The sequence below is a fragment of the Streptomyces sp. DSM 116793 genome, assembly GCF_057320905.1.
This window is the reverse complement of the sequence record NZ_CM170494.1, coordinates 4,784,559-4,804,823: the sequence shown is the minus strand read 5'-3', so window position 1 is coordinate 4,804,823 and position 20,265 is coordinate 4,784,559. Positions and strand designations below refer to the sequence as shown.

At 73.0% G+C, this 20,265-nt stretch carries 11 protein-coding genes and 3 tRNA genes; 6 read left to right on the top strand and 8 right to left on the bottom strand.

The features are described from left to right. Window positions 1-76 precede the first annotated feature (76 nt). The 4 genes from ACSMXW_RS18620 to ACSMXW_RS18605 form a co-directional block, all read right to left on the bottom strand. Complete coding sequence (locus ACSMXW_RS18620; RefSeq protein ID WP_485797843.1) at window positions 77-1,822, bottom strand: amino acid permease; 1,746 nt, start codon at window positions 1,820-1,822, stop codon at window positions 77-79. 470 nt (window positions 1,823-2,292) lie between these two features. Next, on the bottom strand, window positions 2,293-5,352 hold the full coding sequence (locus ACSMXW_RS18615; protein WP_485797842.1) for a DEAD/DEAH box helicase: 3,060 nt from the start codon (window positions 5,350-5,352) through the stop codon (window positions 2,293-2,295). A 483-nt stretch (window positions 5,353-5,835) separates the two neighbouring features. Further along, window positions 5,836-6,624, bottom strand: a complete 789-nt coding sequence (locus tag ACSMXW_RS18610) for a hypothetical protein (protein ID WP_485797841.1) — start codon at window positions 6,622-6,624, stop codon at window positions 5,836-5,838. Between the two features lie 435 nt (window positions 6,625-7,059). Continuing rightward, the gene (locus ACSMXW_RS18605) at window positions 7,060-7,410 is read right to left on the bottom strand and encodes a metallopeptidase family protein (RefSeq protein WP_485797840.1); all 351 of its coding nucleotides are present in this window, start codon (window positions 7,408-7,410) and stop codon (window positions 7,060-7,062) included. 254 nt (window positions 7,411-7,664) lie between these two features. Here ACSMXW_RS18605 and ACSMXW_RS18600 point away from each other — a divergent pair, with 254 nt between their 5' ends. The 4 genes from ACSMXW_RS18600 (at window position 7,665) to ACSMXW_RS18585 (ending at window position 10,027) form a co-directional block, all read left to right on the top strand. After that, window positions 7,665-9,716: a metallophosphoesterase gene (locus tag ACSMXW_RS18600; RefSeq protein ID WP_485797839.1), complete on the top strand. Its 2,052-nt coding sequence runs from the start codon at window positions 7,665-7,667 to the stop codon at window positions 9,714-9,716. Between the two features lie 22 nt (window positions 9,717-9,738). Further along, window positions 9,739-9,811, top strand: a tRNA-Glu gene (locus ACSMXW_RS18595). A 44-nt stretch (window positions 9,812-9,855) separates the two neighbouring features. Then, a tRNA-Asp gene (locus ACSMXW_RS18590) sits at window positions 9,856-9,930 on the top strand. Between the two features lie 23 nt (window positions 9,931-9,953). Further along, window positions 9,954-10,027 (top strand) — tRNA-Phe (locus ACSMXW_RS18585). 307 nt (window positions 10,028-10,334) lie between these two features. Here ACSMXW_RS18585 and ACSMXW_RS18580 read toward each other — a convergent pair. From ACSMXW_RS18580 to ACSMXW_RS18565, 4 genes are all read right to left on the bottom strand, one after another. Continuing rightward, window positions 10,335-12,395 (bottom strand): SPFH domain-containing protein, encoded by a 2,061-nt coding sequence (locus ACSMXW_RS18580; protein WP_485797838.1) that lies wholly within the window; start codon window positions 12,393-12,395, stop codon window positions 10,335-10,337. Next, complete coding sequence (locus ACSMXW_RS18575; protein ID WP_485808137.1) at window positions 12,392-13,864, bottom strand: TIR domain-containing protein; 1,473 nt, start codon at window positions 13,862-13,864, stop codon at window positions 12,392-12,394. Before ACSMXW_RS18575 ends, ACSMXW_RS18580 begins: the two co-directional genes overlap by 4 nt. Next, window positions 13,864-14,421: a toll/interleukin-1 receptor domain-containing protein gene (locus ACSMXW_RS18570; protein WP_485797837.1), complete on the bottom strand. Its 558-nt coding sequence runs from the start codon at window positions 14,419-14,421 to the stop codon at window positions 13,864-13,866. The genes ACSMXW_RS18575 and ACSMXW_RS18570 overlap by 1 nt, the downstream gene beginning before the upstream one ends. A 274-nt stretch (window positions 14,422-14,695) precedes the next feature. Beyond that, window positions 14,696-14,827, bottom strand: a complete 132-nt coding sequence (locus ACSMXW_RS18565) for a hypothetical protein (protein ID WP_485797836.1) — start codon at window positions 14,825-14,827, stop codon at window positions 14,696-14,698. A 416-nt stretch (window positions 14,828-15,243) separates the two neighbouring features. On the opposite strand from ACSMXW_RS18565, the gene afsR reads away from it, so the two are divergent. Next, the gene (afsR, locus tag ACSMXW_RS18560) at window positions 15,244-18,348 is read left to right on the top strand and encodes an SARP-family global regulator AfsR (RefSeq protein WP_485797835.1); all 3,105 of its coding nucleotides are present in this window, start codon (window positions 15,244-15,246) and stop codon (window positions 18,346-18,348) included. A gap of 475 nt (window positions 18,349-18,823) precedes the next feature. Next, the gene (locus ACSMXW_RS18555; protein WP_485797834.1) at window positions 18,824-19,972 is read left to right on the top strand and encodes a PP2C family protein-serine/threonine phosphatase; all 1,149 of its coding nucleotides are present in this window, start codon (window positions 18,824-18,826) and stop codon (window positions 19,970-19,972) included. Window positions 19,973-20,265 lie beyond the last annotated feature (293 nt).

Genomic DNA, 20,265 nt, shown 5'->3' with positions numbered 1-20,265 from the left:
TCCCCGAACGGCCACCCCCCTGGGAAGCGGCCTTCCGAACAACCACCCCTAGGAAGGGGCCTCCGAACCACCACCTTTAGGAAGCCACCCCCCGAGCGGCCTCCCGAGCGGCCTCCCGCGCCGCCTCCCGCGCCGCCTCCCGAGCGATCGTCCGCTCGTGCTCCGGGTTCAGGAACCAGTGCCGGGCCGACACCAGCCACCACGTCGATGCGAAACCGAGCACGACCAGGACGGCGACGGGGGCGTAGTTGAAGGTCTCCCAGGTCACCGGGGAGACCTGCGGCAGCATGAAGAGCACCGTGATCAGCACCACCCACACGACCGCGACCACCCCGACCGGCCGCGACCACCGGCCCAGGTGCCACGGCCCCCGTTCGAACGCGTCTCCCTTGAGCAGTCGCAGCAGCGTCGGGATGACGTAGGCGATGTAGAGCCCGATCACGGCGATCGACGTCACCGCCGCATACGCCGTCACATTGATCAGATACGGCAGGCCCAGCACCAGGGCCCCCAGGGACGCCAGCCAGACCGCGGCGACGGGCGTCCGGCTGCGCGGGCTGACGGTGTGCCACACCCGTGAGAGGGGCAGCGCCCCGTCACGCGAGAACGCGTAGATCATCCGGCTGTTGGCGGTGACGGACGCCATCCCGCAGAAGAGCTGCGCCCCGATCACCACGAGCAGCAGCAGCTTCCCCGCGGTCGCGCCCAGCGCGTCCAGCAGGATCTGCGCCGGCGGCGCCCCCGTCGGCGAGCCCAGCTCGGCGTCGTACGACTGGATCGCGAAGGTGAAGCCGAGCAGCAGGACGAAACCGGCCACCCACGAGGTCCAGATGGACCGCACGATCCCCTTGGGCCCGGCGGTCGACGCGTCATGGGTCTCCTCCGTCATATGCGCGGAGGCGTCGTAGCCGGTGAACGTGTACTGCGCCATCAGCAGCCCGATGAGGACGACGTACAGGCCGCTGCCCCAGCCGGTGTTGTTGACGAAGTGGGTGAATACGAACGACGCGGACTGGTGGCTGTCCGGCGCGAACGCCAGGGCCGCCACGATCACCGCGACCCCCAGTACGTGCCACCACACGCTGACGCTGTTCAGCAGGCCGACGATGCGCACGCCGAAGGTGTTCAGCAGGCCGTGCAGCACGAGGATCGCGGCGAACAGCAGGATCGTGCGGCCCGGGGTGACCGTGAAACCGAACTGGAGGTTCAGGTACGCGCCCAGGAACGACGCCGCGCCGAAGTCGATGCCGGCGGTCACCGCGACCTGCCCCAGCACGTTGAACCAGCCCGTGAACCACGCCCAGGCCGCCGCCGACCGGGCCGGCGCCAGCCGGTGCGCCCAGAAGTACAGGCCGGCGGAGGTCGGGTACGCCGAGCAGATCTCGGCCATCGCAAGCCCGACGAACAGCGTCATCAGGCCGACCGCGACCCAGCCCCAGGTGATCAGGGCGGGCCCGCCGGTGTTCATGCCGAAGAGGTAGAGGGTGAGGCAGCCGGAGAGGACGGAGATGATCGTGAACGAGACGGCGTAGTTCGAGAAGGCCGACATCCGGCGGGCCAGGACCTGGGTGTAGCCGAGCTGCGCCAGACGTTCCTCGTCGGAGAGCGGACGGTCGGACGACGGTCCGTCGGCGGGCGGGAGGTCGGGCGACGGGCTGTCGCGGGCCGGTCCCTCGGTGAGGGGGCCCTCGCTGAGCACGCCCTCGGTGGGCGGGCCCCCGGTGGGCTGGGCTGTGCCGGCCGTTGGTGAGGGGGCTTCGGGGGCGGGGGTGGGCGTGGGGGCGGGTGTGGCGGGGACGGGAGCCTGGGGGTCCTCTGTCATGCACCCAGCGATTCCCCCGCAGGGTGCGCGGCATGCGCCCCATGCGGCCGGTGTATTGCACGCCGGCGTATGCGGAGGCGGAGAACGGCAGGGCGAACGGTTTGGCCGAGCCGTGCCGGATTACAGCCGAACGGTGCGGACCACAGCCGAACCGTGCCGGAGCACCGGCCGAACCCTGCCGAAGCACCGGCCGAACCCTGCCGGAACCCGGCCGAGCCGTGCGGGAACGCAGCGGAGCCGCACCGGAGCGCACGAGAGGCCCAACCCGGTGCGGGTGGGCCTCTCGTCGCAGGTCAGCTGTGGTCAGGCAAGGTCAGGCGGCCGTGACGGGGCCGCGGGACCACCGCGCCTCGCCGTACCGCCCGCCGTGCCATGGGCCGTACCGTGGGCCGTACCGCCCGCCGTACCGTCGGCCGTGCCATCGTCCGTGCCGTCGGCCGTACCGCTGAGTTCCGCCCCAGCGGCCGGACTCAGCCGTTGCGCTTCCAGCGCGGTTTGTCCTCACGGCGGCGGTGGGTACCGGCGCCTCCGCCCGAAGCGGAGCCGGAGCCGCCGCCCCGGTGGTCGTCCCGCCGGGTGCCCGGCCGGTCGTGGCCGCCCGGACGGTGGCCGCCTGTGCGGTGGGGGCCGGCGGGCCGGTCGTCGCGGCGGTAGGGCCGGTCGCTGCCGCGGTGGCCGCCACGGTCGTCGTGGCGGAAGCCGGGGCGGTCGGTGCCGCGATCGGTGCCCCGGCCCCCGGTCCGGTCCCGATCCCGGTCCCAGTCACGGCCGGCGGCCGGACGGCTCCGGTCCCGGTCGCGATCACCGTAACGACCCCGGTCCCGGTCACGGTCGCCGTAACGGTCCTTGGGGCGGTCACGGTCACGGTCGCCGTAACGGTCCTGGTTCCGGTCGCGGTCGCCGTACCGGTTCCGGTCGGAGCCGGGGCGGTCACCGTCACGGCGGAACCCCGTACGGTCGCCGTCGCGGTCCCGGCGGAAGTCGGTCCGCTCACCGTCACGCCGGAAGCCCGGGCGGTCGCCGTCCCGGCGGAACCCCGCACGGTCGCCGTCCCGCCGCTCGTACCCGCGGCCGGAACGCTCACCGTTCCTGCCCCGGTCGAAACCACGGTCACGGTCACGGTCCCGATCACGATCGCGGTCCCAGTCCCGGCCACGGCCGAAACCACCGCGGTCACCGGACCGGTCACGGTCGTAGCCGCCGCGGTCATCGCGCCCGCTGGCGCCCCGGTCGAAGCCGCGGCCCGCACGGTCACGGTCGCCGTCACGCCGGAAGCCCGGACGGTCGCCGTCCCGGCGGAACCCCGCACGGTCGCCGTCCCGCCGCTCGTACCCGCGGCCGGAACGCTCACGGTCCCTGCCCCGGTCGAAACCACGGTCACGGTCACGGTCCCGATCACGGTCGCGGTCGAAGCCGCCACGGCCACCCGCACGGTCCCACCCCCGGTCGGGGCGCTCGGACGAGGTCCGGGCGGCCGCCACACGGTCGGTGCCGTCGCGCCGGTCGCCGCCGTCGGCGGGGGCTCCGGTGTCCTGGGGGCCGGCCTGCCGGGGTACGGAGACGACGGCCGGTGCGTCGGTCGCCGCCGCGGCCCGCGAGGCCGTCTCCGACGCCGCACCGTGGACCGAGTCGTCCACCGTTTCGGCAGGGGAGACAGCGGCCTCCGTCACACCGGCGGGCTCCGTCCCGGCGCGCTCCGCAGCAGCCACTCCAGCGGCGGGACCGGCGTCGCCCGGGGCCGGAGCCTCGGCCTGGGCGACGGGGGCAGCCGGGCCGGCGGAACCCGCCGCGCCCGCCTCCGCCTCCGCCGCCGCACCGTGCGCCGGCACCTGCGCATCCGAGTGCGCCGCACCGACATTCCCGGCACCGGAGGCCTCGCCACCGGCAGCCTCCCGGGCGGACCCGCGCGGATCCTCGCCCCGCTCCCGGGCCGCCCGCAGCGTGAGGAACTCGGCCTCCTCACGGAGCTCGCCGGCCCGGCGCCGGGCCCGTTCCAGCCGCTCGGTGAGGTCCTTGACCTCGCGCTCCGCCTGCTCGGCCGCGCGGCCCGCGGACTCGGCCTGCACCTCGGTCATCGACCGGGCGCCGGTGATCTCCGCGACCTCGGGGTCGAACACACCGCCACCGCCCACGATGTGGCGCGCGGCCTGCACACCCGCGTCCTCCATAAGGCGGAACGTCTGCCTCCGCTGGTGCGGCAGGGCGAGCGAGACAACCGTGCCGGACCGGCCCGCACGCGCGGTACGACCGGAACGGTGCAGGTAGTCCTTGTGGTCGCCGGCCGGGTCGACGTTCAGAACGAGGTCGATGCCGTCGACGTGGATACCGCGGGCCGCGACGTCCGTGGCGACGAGGACGTTGACGTAACCGTCCTTGAAGTCGGCCAGGGTGCGGGTGCGCGCGCCCTGCGTCATGCCGCCGTGCAGTGCGTCGGCGCGCACGCCGGCGTCGCGCAACTGCTCCGCGATGCGGTCGGCGCCCATCTGGGTGCGGACGAACACGATCGTGCGCCCCTTGCGCGCGGCGATCGCGGCGGTCACCGGCGCCTTGTCGCGCGGCTTCACGATCAGGATGTGGTGGCTCATGGTGGTGACCGCGCCGGCCGAGGGGTCCACCTCGTGGGTGACCGGGGCGTTGAGGTACCGCTTGATGAGCGTGTCGATGTCGTGGTCGAGGGTGGCCGAGAACAGCATGCGCTGGCCGCCCTCCGGGACCTGGTCGAGCAGTTCGGTGACCTCGGGCAGGAAGCCCAGGTCCGCCATCTGGTCGGCCTCGTCGAGGACGGCGACCTGGACGCTGCCGAGCGAGCAGGCGCCGCGGCCGATGATGTCCCGCAGCCGGCCGGGGGTGGCGACGAGGATGTCGACGCCGCGCTCCAGGGCGTGGATCTGGTTGGCCATCGAGGTGCCGCCGCAGACCACCTTCATCCGCAGCCCCAGCACATCGCCGTAGGGCTGGAGGGCGTCCGCGACCTGCATCGCCAGCTCGCGGGTGGGCGTGAGGACGATCCCGCGGGGGTGCTTCTTCTCGGTGTAGCCGCCGGCGAGGGTGGTGAGCAGCGGCAGGCCGAACGAGAGGGTCTTGCCGGAGCCGGTGCGGCCGCGGCCCAGGATGTCCCGGCCGGCCAGCGCGTCCGGGATGGTGGCGGCCTGGATGGGGAACGGGGTCGTCACACCGTTCTGCGCGAGCTTGCGGACGACGGCGTCGGGGAGGCCGAGGTCGGCGAAGGTGAGTCCGGGGGCCTCGTCGGGATCGTTGGGCCCGTTGGGCTCGATGGACTCGTTGGACTTGTCGGGCTCGTTGGACTTGCCGTCAGCCACGGAGGTCTCAGTGGTGGCGGGCGTCTCGGAGACCTCGGTCACCTCAGGGGTCTCGGGAGCCTCGGGGGCTGAGGGGACCTCGGGAGCTTCAGGGGTCTCACGTGCGTCTGTCGCCCCGGGCGCGCCGGTGTCGGCGGGGGTGGGCTCGGCGGGCGTACCGGCCGCGTCGGCCTCGGGTACGGCGACGTGGTCAGGACTGAATACGGACATGCGAAATGCAAACCTTCCGGAGTTCACGGCACGCGCCCTGGACTCCGTGAGGTCATAAACGACCGCCTCGATGCGGTCCTGCCACGGCAAGGGAGTACGCGCCACACGCGGCGCGCTTCAGTCCCCCGCTCTGTGGGGAGTGCGCCGGGCAAATGGGATCAAACGATCTACCACCATACGTGGGCCGAGACCCGGATGGCAAACCAGCGCGGGACGGGGCGGGCCGGTGACGCGACTACGGCTGGTCAGCGACGTTCCGCAGCCGGTTACCGGAACGGCGCGGGTGACCCGGGCAGCCGCCCGGGCGCCGGAGCGCACCGCTCACGCACCGGTCCGGGCAGCCGGTGCGCACCGGTCCGGGCAGCCCCAGGGCGCACCGCCCACGCACCGGCCCGTATGCCCGGCCCGCACCACCCACCCACCGGCGCGGGCCGCGCCGCGCACCGCCGGGGCTCCGGCCCGGCGCCGGAGCCCCGGCGCCGGCTAGGCACCGCGGTGGGTGGCCCTGCCCGACGACGGGTCCGCCCACGGCCGCGGTACATCGCTCGGGGAGTCCTCCTGCGCCGCGGGCACGCTCCCCTCGGCCTCCTTGCTCGCGCGCCCGGACGCCGGGGGCGCCGTGGGCGCGGGGGTCGGGTCCTGCGCCTGCCCGGACGGGCCCGTGCCGCCGTCCGCGGGAGGCTGCGTGCCGGTTCCGCCGGATCCCGAGCCGGAATCGCCGGGCTTCGACGGATGACCGGACGGCGTCCCGGCGCCGGACCCGCCCGACCCGGCCCCCGGCCGGCCACTCGGGCGGGACGCCGCGCCGGACCCCCGATGATGCCCCTTGCCCTTGCCCTTGTCCGCCTTGTGCTTTCCCCGCTTCTTCTTCTCCTTCGCGTGCCCCTGCCCCTTCTTCCGCCCCTCCCCGGCCTCGGCCTTGTCGTTGCCCTTGTCGCTGCCCTTGTCCGTGGCCTTCTCCTCGGCCTTCTCCTCGGCCTTCTCCTCGGATTTGCCCTTAGCCGTGTCCCCGGCCCCGGCACCGCCGGCCCCGTCGCCCCACTGCGAACCGCTCTGCGCCGCGGCGCCGCCGGCGGCCGCGGCGACGTCGGGGTGCACGGCCGACCGCGAGGGCGCGGACGAGTGCGCCGGGCTCCGTTCGCCGTCGGCGGCGAAGCTCATGCAGCCCGCGGATGCGGCGACGGCCACGACCGCGGCGGTCAGGCGGACGGGAACGCGCAGGGGTCTGGCGGACTCGCACAACGAACGGTCGGACACGTACGAAGGGCGCACGGAAGTCACCTCCGGGGCACGGGGCACGGGGCACGGATCCACCTGCCCAACTCCGGCTGGGTGCGCGAGGACACGCGTTGCCTGCGGCTTGCGGCCGCCGGGGCCGGGGGGACCGCTCATTTCCAGCCGTGCGGGGGCCGGGGCTTCTGCCGAGCCCCTTCCGGTCTCGTTCCAGGTCACCTGCCGGTGGGGGCTCCTCGCGCGGTTCCCCGCGCCCCTGGCCGGAACCCGCCGAGCCCCATCCCGTCTCATCCCCGGCTGCCGGCCGGGTGGGGCCTGGGTCGCGCAGTTCCCCGCGCCCCTTGGGCGGAACCCGCCGAGCCCCTTCCCGTCTCGTCCCCGACCACCCGCCGGTGGGGCCTGGTCGCGCGGTTCCCCGCGCCCCTCAGCCGGGCGTGGCGTCGGCAGTGGTGTGGCCGAGTGTGCGCGGCCCGGTCAGCCGTAGCCCAGGTTGTGGAGGCGGGTGTCGTCGATGCCGAAGTGGTGGGCGATTTCGTGTACCACGGTCACCTCGGTCTCCTCGACGACCTCCTCCCGGGTGGTGCACATGCGCAGCGTCGGTCCGCGGTAGATCGTGATGCGGTCGGGCAGCACACCGGCGTACCACTCGCCCCGCTCGGTCAGCGGCGTGCCCTCGTACAGGCCGAGCAGGTCGGGGGCGGACGGGTCGGGCTCGTCCTCCACGAACACCGCGACGTTGTCGAGCAGCCGCATCAGCTCGGGCGGAATGCGGTCCAGCGCCTCGGCGACCAGTTCCTCGAACTCCTCGCGCGTCATCTCCAGCACACCGCCATTGTCGGCCACCCGCACGCCCCTCGGCCGCGGCGGCCGTACCGCCGGCACCCCACCCGCACATCGGCGACCGCATATCCGCAACGGCACCTGGGCATACGGGATGAATGGCCGGCCCACCCACCCCGTACCCACGTCCGCCACCGCCCGCCACCGCACGCCACCGCACGCCCCCGTACGCACCGCTCCTCGCTCACACCGCCCCCAGCCGCCGTAGTGACCGTCACCGCCGACGCAGGGACACCGCCATGGCCGCCATGTCCGCAGCGATCGCCAAAGCAGCCGCCGCAGCCCACCGCCACGTACGCGGCGCGGCCCGCCCCTTCCGGGAAGCGGCCCGCCGCCTCCGCCGGCCGGCCCCGCACACCCCCCGTCCCGCAACCGGCCGGCCCGGCCATACCCACGGCACCACCCCGCACACCCGCCACCCCGACACGCCCCACGGGCACCACGCGCCCCACGAACACCGCGCACCCCACGCGCCCCACCCGCCCCGCACCCCTCGCCCGGCCCGCACGCCCCGGAAACCGCGTCCCGCGACGCCGGGCCGGTCGTCGCTCGGCACACCGCTGCCCGAGCTGGGCCTCCCCGACCCCGCCGTCGGCCCCCGGCATCCGGGCGTCCGGGCGCTGGCGCTCGTCTGCGTGGTGCTGCTGGGCGCCTGGCTCGGCCTGCTGACCGTCGGCGGGGTGCGGGCGCGGGTCGGCCCGATGGACACGCGGATGACGCTGCAACCGTCGCTGACCGGCGGTACGAAGATCAACGTGTCGCCGCTCGGCGCGCTGGAACTGGACTCGCACACCGCTCCCCTCCGCCTGGACGTGGACGTGGACCGGCTCGACCCGGTGCGCTCGGAGGCGCTGGTCAAGCACCCGGAACGGATCTCCGGCCTCCAGGACGAGGTCGTCCACGACGTGGTGCACGGCACGGCGGACCTGGCCGTGTGCTCCTGCGCCGCCGTGGTCGCCGGCGCGACGGCGCTCGGCCTCGTCGTCTACCGCCGCCCGCGCCGCGCCCTGGGGGCCGGCGGCCTCGCGCTCGCCCTGCTCGCCGCGTCCGGCGGCACCGCGTACGCCACCTGGAACCCGAATTCCGTCCTGGAGCCCAGGTTCTCCGGGCTGCTCAGCAGCGCGCCGTCAGTCGTCGGCAACGCGCGCAGCATCGTCAGCGAATTCGACGTCTACCAGCAGGAACTGGCGCGGCTGGTGACCAATGTGACCAAGCTCTACGAGGTGACGTCCACCCTGCCGGCCTACCGGCCCGACCCGAGCACGATCCGCGTCCTGCACATCTCCGACGTGCACCTCAACCCTGCCAGCTGGCACATCGTCGGCTCGCTCGTCGACCAGTACGACATAGACGTGATCGTCGACTCCGGCGACACCATGGACCACGGCACCGCCGCCGAGAACGGCTTCCTCGACCCGATCAAGGACCTCGGCGCGCCCTACGTCTGGGTGCGCGGCAACCACGACTCGGGCACCACGCAGACGTACCTGGAGCACATGAGGAACGTGCACGTGCTCGACGACGGCCGGGCGGTCTCGGTCGCGGGCCTGCGGTTCGCCGGAACCGGTGACCCCCAGTACACGCCGGACCGCTCGATCAGGCCCGCCGGCGACCCCGCAGAGGTGATCACCGGCGCCCGGCTCGCCTCCGCGATACGCGACCAGAAGGCGGCGGGCACACCCGTGGACGTCGCGATCGCCCACAACCCGGTGGCGGCCCAGCAGACGGACGGCACCGTTCCGCTGGCCCTCGCCGGCCATATCCACCACGAGGAGACGCAGATGCTGAAGCTGGGCACCCGGCTGCGCGTCGAGGGCTCGACCGGCGGCAGCGGGCTGCGCGCGGTGGAGGGGAAGTATCCGGACCCGATCGAGGCGTCCGTGCTCTACTTCGACCGGAAGACCAGGCACCTCCAGGCCTGGGACGAGATCCGGCTGGGCGGCCTCGGCCTGTCCACCGCGGAGGTCAGCCGCCACCTCCCCGCGGAGAACCAGCCCGGCGCCGGCCCCACCGCCCAGAGCCCCGCCCCGCCCCCGGGCACCCCCTCCGCCCGGTCCTCCCAGCCCTCCGGGTCCTCCCGGGGCCCGTCCACCGGCGCCCCCACCGCCACCACCCGCAGCCCCGCCCGGAGCCACTGGCCCGTCGCCGCCCGGCCCCCCGGTACCGTCGGCACCACGGAAGCCGCCCCCGCCCGCCGCCAGAGCCAGGACCGGGGGCGCATACCACCGCGTAATCCGTTTTGGCGATCCCAACCGCCATCCCATATGCTTCTCACGTCCCCGACGCGCTGAGAAGCGCCCAGGCGGGCCGATAGCCCTCATCGTCTAGCGGCCTAGGACGCCGCCCTTTCAAGGCGGTAGCACGGGTTCGAATCCCGTTGGGGGCACGCGCCACGATGTGCGAGACTTAGTCCCGCAATCCACGAAGCTTGGTCCTGTGGAGCAGTTTGGAGTGCTCGCCACCCTGTCAAGGTGGAGGCCGCGGGTTCAAATCCCGTCAGGACCGCTGCGGTTCCCCGTGAACCGCGTGGCTGGGTAGCTCAGTTGGTACGAGCGTCCGCCTGAAAAGCGGAAGGTCGCCGGTTCGACCCCGGCCCCAGCCACAGCTGCTGAACAGCAGAAACGCCCCCTCCGAGGACCATCGGAGGGGGCGTTTCAGTCCCACCCGCTGTCAGCGGAGACCGGATCTTCCCCCTGCCGAGCCCCGTTCGCGCGCCGGAGGCCGTGGTGGCGTACGCCAGGTGACGTAGGCCATGGTCTTGAAGCCGCCGTCGCTACGCTGCGTGATGGATTCTGCGCCGTTCGGGTTGTCTCTGCCCGCGTGGGGCCGGGGGGAGGAACTGGGCCAGCCACCGCGGCGGTGGCGCCGGGGCCCGCTCCACTGATCTCGGGCCGGGCGGCCCCGGCGTCCTACGTCGTGTCCCCCTCGACGTCCCGGATGTCCCCCTGGACGTCCCGGATCTCCCCCTGGACGTCCCGGATGTCTCCCCGGGCCTGGGCCTCCCCCTTGGTCAGTGAAGGCCGCGCGCCGCCGTCGATCCGGGTGTCCCCGTGCAGGCCCCGCATCTTGTCCAGCAGCTCCTCCAGCCGCGCGATCGGCTGCGTCTCGAGGTAGGCGGAGAGGTCGCCGCCTCCGATGAACTGCGGAACCGGCGCCTTGGTGACCTCCGTGAGCATTTCCAGCACCATCACGTTGTCCAGGCCCAGCACGTCGATGCGGGCCTTGAGCTCCAGGGCCATGCGCCTGCTCTCGGCCCGTACCCGCACCATGTCGATGGCGTCCTCGCGTTCCGCGTTGGCCAGCTCCAGGTCGAGCAGTTCGCTGCGCATCTGCTCATGGGCCGGCCTCTTCAGGACCTCGTTGAGTATCGGGTCCTCGGCCCTGAATTCGCCGAGGGTGGTGTTCCGGGCCTCCACGCCCCAGGCCTGCAACGCGTTGCGCACCTGCGCGGCCAGATCGGTCCGGGTCTCGGCGTACGCTTCCAGGAACTCCTTGACGGTGGCCGCGGCGGCGATCTCGTTGAAGTACGAGGCGACGATGGCGCCCAGCACCCGTTCCACGAATCGCTGGACGGGGAGCGGGTTCCAGTCGAGGCCGCCGATGCCCGTCAGCTGGCTGCCACCGTTCTTGCTGACCAGTATGGGAGCGGATGCCGGCGGAATCTGCAGGGTCTGGCTCATGTCCACGAACAGCCGGTGGCCCTGGACGGTGACCGCGATACGGCCCAGATGCGCGTCGTAGTTCCAGACCTCCGCCGGCGACTTGTCGTTCCATTCCAGGATGAGGAGACGTGTCGGGATCAGCACGACACGGACGAAGTACGGATTGAGGGCGCAGACCGTGCCCTCGCGCAGGGTTTCCTCCTGCACCCCCCGGTGCCCACCGTTCTGCAGGAACACCCACGGCAACCGGAATCCCTGATGGCCCGGCACCCGCGGCCCCAGTTGATCAGGCGACTCCGGCTCCGCACCGTCGAGTGTGATCACCACTCCGGTGAAGCCGATGGGAATCGAGATCTCCTGCAGATGCTGGGCGGTCAGCTCGCCCTTTCCCTCCCCGACATTATCGACGGTGACGACGTCGAACAGGGCCGGGTTGATGTTGTAATAGGCACCTCCCTGCAGAATGGCCAGCTGTCTGCCCTGCTCGCCGCCACCGGCGAGGAACTGGCCGCCGTTCTGGAAGTTCTCGCACTCCACGTGCGGACCGAAGAGGCGGCCGGGCGGCCGAATCGCACCCGCCTCCGCGTTCACCAGGCCGATCGTGCCCGGGGGGACGTACACGCGGTCGACCTGCTCGACCTCGAAGAGTTCCGTGTTGACGTAGTAGGACTGGCCATGGGCCAGCGTGTCGACCTGCCTGCCCTGCTCTCCCCCGTTCAGCAGGAAAGCCCGGCCGTCCTGGAAGTTGTCGCACGCCACCGGCAGGGCCAGGGAGCGGCTCGCCGGCCGCACCCTCCCTTCCTTGGCCGTGACCAGACCGATCTTGTCATCGGCCACCCGTGTCCGGGGCGCGAACGTCACCTGGTACAGAACGGGGGACAGCCAATGGGCGCCGGGCCGCAGCGTCTGCGCCTGGATTCCCCGGGTGTTGTACGGCGTGATGTGCTGGAATTCCGGATGGCTACGGCCGTGGATCCGGTGCACGATACCGACGTGCTCGGCAGGAACGGTGCGGTAACCGCGCCAGGCGGCGAGCGCGGCGACCGCCAGAACGATGACGAGGAAAATGACCAATGCATTCATCTGCGATATCTCCCTGCCGGCCCACGGAAGCAGGATCACGAGGAGCACGATCTCTACCGCCGGATTGTTTCTCCAGTGCTTTCCCTGCTCTTGGCGTTGCCGGTCCTTTCGTACCCCACGGCGAGCGACCGCGGCGATAGCGAATATGAGCACAGGCGCGAAGGCATACGGTGAACGGATGAGCACCGCGACAGTGATTCCGACCAGGAAAATGATCAGGTTCACCTGCTGATCCCCCCGTCCTGGGCACGCAGTTGGACGGCCAGGACCGTGGCGGTCCACTGGTCGTACCAGTCGAGGAAGAGCTCGTTCTGCGGATTGCGCAGAGTGGGATAGAACCCGCTGCGGGGGCCGGGCCCCGCCAGGTCGGTGAACTCGCGGTAACCCCGCGGCACGGCGGCATCCGCGGAACTCCGCCATCCGCAGGCCACCGACAGCGCGAGGAAATCCGCATGCCGGGCACGGCGCACCCGGGCCCGCGCCGCCTGTGCGCGCAGGCCCTGCCTGCCGTGCGAATGGTCCGCCCACACCGCGTCCACGCCGGCCAGCACCGGGAGGGGGATCCTGCGCGCGTGCCGCGCGCCCACCCAGCCCTCGTCGAGCCGGTCCGCCGCGTCCAGGATGACGGCGGTGGTCTGCAGGTCCGCGTGGGCGAACTCGCCCTCGGTCAGGTAGGTGTCGAGGGCTTCGAGGGAAGCGGCCGGCGGCACCCGTACCGCCCCCACCGTGGGGCGGGTGGGCGGGGCCGGGAACACCGGTGCCGGCTCAGCCGGCCGGCCGGCGCACCCGGCCGCGTCCAGCTCCCGCAGCAGGTCGAGTTCGGACGGGCGCAGCAGCCGGCCGTCGCGCGCGTCGACGTACCACGTGTGCGCCAGATGGTAATTGCGTTGCCCCTCCAGCAGAACGGGGAAGAAGGGACGCTGGTGCAGCATCCCCTCCAGAATCATCCGGGTGACGTCTTCGGAATCCTGGGAGTGCGGCGACATCAGCACGATGACGGCCGTGGCGAAGGTCAGTTGCTGCCGGATCGTCCAGAAGTGGGAATCCCCGGGCCTGAGGTCGGCGGCCGACCAGACGGGCAGTCCGGCCGTTCTCAACTGGTCGGCGAGCGCCAGGCCGTACGCCGCGTCGGCCGGGGCATGACAGATCACGAAAGCACGCTGGTCCGGCTCGGAGACGGGACGGGGCGGCGACGGCAGCGCCGCCGCGATGTTCTCCTCCCGCACCCGCACCCGCACCCGCCCACCGGAGCCACCCGGTGTCCCCCGTGCGGACTCCTGTGCGGTCTCCCGTGCGGTCTCGCCCAGGATGACCGTGAAAAGCTCCTCGACCTTGTCCTCGTACTCCCGCTCGGTCACGTTCCTGAAGTCGCGCCAGACCCGGTTGGCGGCAAAGGGCGGAAGGGCCGCCTCGCCGATCAGCACGGGAATGAACCGCAGATTCCGCGTCGCCCCGGCCGTGGCCAGGGCCGCGTATTCGTCGAGGGCCCGCGGTGATGTCGCCGAGGCCGGGCTGACGACCACAAGGGCGCACGCCGCGTCGCTGATCGCCGCGTCGGTGCGGTGCACGATCACATCTCCTGGGAGCACGTCCCATTCGTCGAAGAAGACCCTCAGGCCGCGCCGGGAGAGGCCGCTCGCCAGCCGTCTCACCCAGGTGCCGTCCTCGTGGGCGTAGGAGACGAAGACATCGATCAGGTGGCATCCCTCCTGGGCCGCACGGCTCGCACCAGCGTGGCGAGGCTCTGCTCGAATGGGGCGCTGCCCGGGTCCCGCAGATCCACCGGCCTGCGGATACGGGCGAAGGGCGGCAGGTCGACGTCCTCCACCAGCACCGGGATGAACCGCCGCCCGCCCGAGTGCACCCGGTCGAGCAGGGCCGCGTACTCGTCGCGGATCGCGGCGTCGTTCATGGTGGCGCCGCTGAAGACCAGGAGTCCGTTGGCCGAGGCGCGCAGGGCCTCTTCCTTCTCCAGGCTCTCCACGAGACCGGGGCCGATCCACCTGGCCAGAAAGACGCGCAGTCCTTCGGCGCGCAGCCGGGACGCCAGCGTCTCCGCCGATCCGCCGTCCGCTGCGGCGTAGGAGATGAACACGTCATAACTCCCGCCCGGGTCCACAGCAGGCGGGCCGGGTGCGGGGGCGGGACGCCGTCTGCGGGGCAGCCGGTCACGGACCTCGATGCCGGTCGAGACGAGCGCAGCGACCACACCGACGACGCCTGTCACCAACCCCCACTCATCGAGACCCATGCCGGGAGATTACCCGCGGGCCCGGATGTTCCAGAGGCCTTCGCGCCGTCACTCCCCAGTCCCAGAGCTTTACTTGAGGTTGGCACGAAAGCCGGGGTGGCAGGGCCGTCTTCCGTGCGGGGCGTGCCCCGTGGCCGGGCCTTCGACCACCTCCGGGCGCACTCCCGCGCACTCCCCGCGCTCAGCGGGGGCGCGCTCAGCGGGGGCGCGCTCAGGGGGGCGCGCTCAGCGGGGCTCAGCAGGGCGGACCCCCGCTGAGCCCCGCGTGCCGTGGCTACGCCATGACGTTGAGCGCGTAGTACAAGGCGTAGAGGATGGCCGGCAGGGCTCCCAGCAGGCCGGTGATGGCCGTGATCACGACGGCGAGGCGCCGTGTGGTCCTGAGGACGCTGGCGAGATAGCCCACTAATACGAAATAGGCCAGAGTGACGATCACTCCGGCCGTGAGCCACGTTGATTGGCTACTTGCGTGCATGGCAGCGCACTTCTCCTTGTGCCCTTGTGATATGCCCGGTCCGAAAAGCGCGGCATGCACCCACAAGGGAGATCCGCACAACAGCCCTTGGCGGGGGCCCGGATCACTCTCGGCACAGAGACCGCGCGGCATGACGGTAGCTCACAGCGGCGGCGCCTGGCTAGAGTTGAAAAGGGCACAGCGAAGCTGGGGCCCTCGAGGTGCCACCCCCGAGGTTCCCCAGCCACTCGTCAGGTCCGGACCGGGCAGGTCACGAGACGCTGCTCGTACCATCCTCGCAGGCGGGAATAATCAATCGATAAACGTGTGCTAAACGTGCGAGCGGCGCGGCTCGGGAGGAGACCAGGATGAGAGGCAGCGAGGCGGCGCACGGCGTCACGCCCCAGGCCCCGGATCCCTTGGCCCCGGCTTCCCCGACTCCGACTCCGGATCCGGATCCGGCTCAAGCTCCGTCGACTCCCGCGGCTCCGGACCCCGACCGGTCCCCGGCTCCCCGTCCGCCCGCTCGGCAGGGGCCCTCGGACGGCGCCGAGTTGCGGTTCTCCGTCCTCGGTCCCGTGCGAGTCTGGCGCAGCGGCGAAGCGTTGTCCACCGGCTCCCCGCAACAGCGGGCCCTGCTCGCCGCGTTGCTGCTGCGGGCGGGCCGCACGGCTGCCGCGGCCGAGTTGATCGACGCGCTGTGGGGCACCGAGCCGCCGTCCCGGGCGCTGGCCGCGGTGCGCACCTACGCCTCCCGGCTGCGGAAGATCCTGGGTCCGGGTGTGCTGGTCAGCGAGGCCGGTGGCTACGTCCTCCGGCTGCCGCGCCCCGAAAGCGCGCTGGACCTCTCCGCCGCCGAGCGGCTGACGACGGAGGCGGAGCGGAGCCGGAACGGCGGGCACCTCGCCCGGGCGCGCTCCCTGATCGACCAGGCGCTGGCGCTGTGGACCGGGGAGCCCCTCGCCAACGTCCCCGGCCCCTACGCCGAATCACAGCGGGCCCGCCTGGAGGAGTGGCGCCTCCAGCTCCGTGAGACCGGACTGAGCCTGGATCTGGACCTGGGCTCCCACGACGAGGCCATCGCCGAACTGAGCGCCCTGACGGCCGCGTATCCGCTGCGCGAGCGGCTGCGGGAGCTGCTGATGCTGGCGCTGTACCGCAGCGGGCGGCAGGCCGAGGCGCTGGCGGTGTACGCCGACACCCGGCGGCTGCTCGCCGAGGAGCTGGGCGTCGACCCGCGGGCCGGCCTGAAGGAGCTGCATCAGCGCATCCTGCGGGCCGATCCGGTCCTCGCGGAGTCGTCGGCGCAGACCACGAAGGCCGTGGGGGCGCCGGTGCGGCCCGCCCAGCTGCCCGCGACCGTACCGGACTTCACCGGCCGCGCCGCGTTCGTGGACGAGTTGTCCCGGATGCTGGCCACGGCCGAGGGCCATGGCGAGGGCCATGGCGAGGGCCGGGTCATGGCGGTCTCCGCGCTGACCGGCATGCCCGGCGTCGGCAAGACGACGCTCGCCGTGCACATCGCGCACGCCGCGCGCGGCGCCTTCCCGGACGGCCAGCTCTACGTCAACCTCGGGGGGAGCGGCAGTCGGCCCGCCGACCCCCGCGATGTGCTGGGCGACCTCCTGCACGCGCTCCGTGCGCCGGGCGGGACCGTGCCGGACGGGCTCGACGCCCGCGCCGCGCTGTACCGGTCGGTGCTGGACGGCCGCAGGGTGCTCGTCCTGCTCGACAACGCCCATGACGCCGCGCAGGTACGACCCCTGCTCCCCGGCACCGAGGGCTGCGCCGCCCTGGTCACCTCACGCGTACGCATGGTCGACCTCGCCGGCGCCCACCTCGTCGACCTCGACGTCATGTCCCCCGAAGAAGCCCTCCAACTCTTCACCAAAATCGTCGGCGCCGAACGCGTCGCCTCCGAACGCAAAGCCGCCCTCGATGTCGTCGCCGCCTGCGGCTTCCTCCCCCTCGCCATCCGCATCGCCGCCTCCCGCCTCGCCGCCCGCCGCACCTGGACCGTCACCATCCTCGCCACCAAACTCGCCGACGAACGCCGCCGACTCGACGAACTCCAAGCCGGCGACCTCGCCGTCAAAGCCACCTTCGAACTCGGCTACGGCCAACTCGAACCCGACCAAGCACGCGCCTTCCGCCTCCTCGGCCTCGCCGACGGACCCGACATCTCCCTCCCCGCCGCCGCAGCCACCCTCAACCTCCCCACCCCCCAAACCGAAGACATCCTCGAAACCCTCGTCGACACCTCCCTCCTGGAATCCGCCGCACCCGGCCGCTACCGCTTCCACGACCTCGTACGCCTCTACGCCCGCTCCTGCGCCGAACGCGACGAACCCCCGGCCGAGCGGAACGCGGCCCTCTCCCGGCTACTCGACTTCTACCTGTCCACAGCCGCCGACGTGTACAGGGCGGAGCATCCCGGCGACCGGCTGGTGGACCACATGGCGCGCACCGAGTACCCGGGGCTCACCTTCCCCAGCCGGGACGCGGCGCTGGACTGGCTCTTCACCGAGTCGGACTGCCTGCTGGCCTGCGCACAGCAGTGCGCGGCGGGACCCACGCTGCGCCGCGCCGCCGACCTGCTGACGGCGTCCGTCGACCTGGCGGAGTCCGGGGCGAACCCCGGCCAGTGGGAGACGGCCGCGGCCGCGGTCACCGAGGCGGCCCGCGCAGCGGGCGACGTACGGGCGGAGGCCCGGGCCCGCGCCTTCCTGGCGCGCGTCCACAGCGTCACAGGGCGCTTCCGGCACGCGGAGGAGGAGGCACGGCTCGCGCTGGAGGCCGGCACCGCCGCCGGGGACGCCCTCGTGCTGGCCCGGGTGCCGAACCAACGCGGCGTCATCGCCCTCTACGAGCACCGTCACGACGACGCACAGGCACACCTGGCGAGGGCCGCCGAGGCCTTCCGTGCGGACGCCGACCGGGCGGGCGAGGCCATGGCCCTGTCCAACCTCTCCCGCGTGCGCCTCGCGCTCGACGACACCGAGACCGCCGTCGAGCTCGGCCGGCAGAGCGTGCGCCTCCTGGCCGGCCTGGGTGCCGCTCTCCGGCTGGCCCACGCCACGTACGCCCTTGGGATCGCGCTCACCCAGGCCGGGCGGCCCGACGAGGCGCTGGACCAGCTCACCGACGCGCTCGCCACGTTCCGCGCGGACCGGCAGCGGCTGTGGGAGGGCATGGCCCACTGCCGGATCGCGGAGGCGCACCTCGCAGCGCACCGCCCGGCCCGCGCCGCGGAGCACGCGGAACAGGCCCTGGCCCTGCGCGGACTCGGCGGCGAGTGGCGCCGCGGCATGATGCTCACAGTGCTGGGCCGGGCCCTCATGGGCATCGGCCAGAACGAGCGGGCGGAGGTCTGCTGGCGCGAGGCCCTGACGATCTTCGAGAGCTACGGCAGGCATGACTCTCCGGAGGCCGCGGAGGCCCACTCCCTGCTGGTCGGGGCCACTGCCTCGTAGGCGCTTCCCGTCGACCGGGGCCACCGCTCGTGGGAGGGGACTCCTGGGGCCGCCCGCGTCCACCGGCGCCTCGGTGGGGCGTTCTGCCGTCGGCGGGCGGCGGCGGGCGGGGGCGGGGTCGGCGCCTGGTGCGGCGGACGGGTGGGAGCGTCGGCGGGGCGGGCGGCGGCCGCCGGGGAGGGCGGCGGCCGGCGGGGAGGACGCGTGCGGCACCGTCACCCGGGCGGATGCCTGGCCGGACGGCGCTCGGGCGGATGCCTGGCCGGACGGCGCTCGGGCCGATTGTCAGTGGCCGCCGTTAGGGTCACATGCCATGAGCGATCAGTTACGGAACGTGGTGATGTGCGGCGCGTCGGCTCGGTCCGCGCGCGGGACGCGACCGGGCCGGGATCCCGAGGGCGGCTGCGTGCCGACAGCGCCGGTAGAACCCTGTGCTGCGTTTGTGGCCGACCGTCGCGCAGTGCACCGTGGATACGTGGAATTCCGGCGGTGGTGGACCGGGGTACGGCAGTCCTGGCCGTCGGGCACGGTGCTGCTGGTGATCCCCATTGTGCTCATCGTGGTGATCACGATCGCGGACATCCTCACCCCCACCAACATCCACCTGGGACCCGCGCTGGTGATCGCACCGGCGATCACGCCCTCGTTCGCCGGGCCCCGCAGGACGGCGTTCATCGGGGTGCTGGCCACCATCGCCCAGGTGATCATCGCCCAGTGGCACGGCGGCCTGACGACCACCAACCACCTGGTGCAGATCCCCACCATCGCGGTGCTGTCCGTCCTCGTCTGGTCCTTCTCCGTGGTGCGTGAGCGGCGCACCAGACAGCTCGCCCAGGTACGGTCCGTCGCCGAAGCGGCGCAGCATGTGCTGCTGTGGCCGCTGCCCGAGCGGATCGGGCCGCTGAAGATCTCCTGTCTGTACCTCGCCGCGGAGGACGAGGCGCTGACCGGCGGCGACCTGTACGCCGCCGCCCGCACCGAGCACGGCACCCGCGTGCTGATCGGCGACGTGCGCGGCAAGGGGCTGCCCGCACTCGGCGAGGCGGCCCTCGTCCTGGGCGCCTTCCGGGAGGCCGCCCACCAGCACGCCACCCTGCCCCGGCTGGCGGGCGCCCTGGAGCGCAGCGTCACCCGCTACCTCGGCGACTTCGAGCCCATCGAGGAGGTCGGGGAGCGGTTCGCCACCGCGCTCCTGCTGGAGATCCCCGACGAGGAACCACTCAGCCGGGTCACCAGTTGCGGCCACCTGGCGCCGCTGCTGCTCAGCAAGGGGCACGCCGTCACCGAGCCCAGCCTCCGCCCCGCGCCGCCGCTGGGGGTCGGCCTGCCCGGAGAGGCGGACTACGACCTCGATGTGTTCCCGTTCGAGGCCGGCGACACGCTGCTGCTCTACACGGACGGGGTCGTCGAGGCGCGCGACGAGAGCGGCACGTTCTATCCGTTCGCCGAGCGCGCCGCGCAGTGGACCGACGACCCGCCCGAGACACTGCTGCACCACCTGCGGCGCGACCTGCTCCTGCACGCCGGGGGGCGGCTCTCCGACGACGCAGCCGTCGTGGCGATCCACCGCCCCCGCACGCCGCGCGCCCCGCCTCGGGGGCCGGGGCCGGACCGCCCCCGGTGACCCCGCGATCCAGCACACCCGGTGACCCCGCGGTCCGCCACGACCAGTGGCCCCGCGGGCAGCAGGCCCGGCAACCCGGCGGTCGGCAGGCCACGCCGATCCGCCCACGCGCCCGGCCCGCCGCAGCCGATCCCCTCACGGCCCGCCCACTGACGGCCCGCCCACGCACGACCCGTCGCCATGATCAGTCCCCCCGTGAGCCGGACCCGCAGGACACGTCACCGCCGGTGCCACCGGTACTCCTGCCGCGCCGGGCGGGCCGCCCCCGCCTCCGCGACGCAGATCACCGCCCC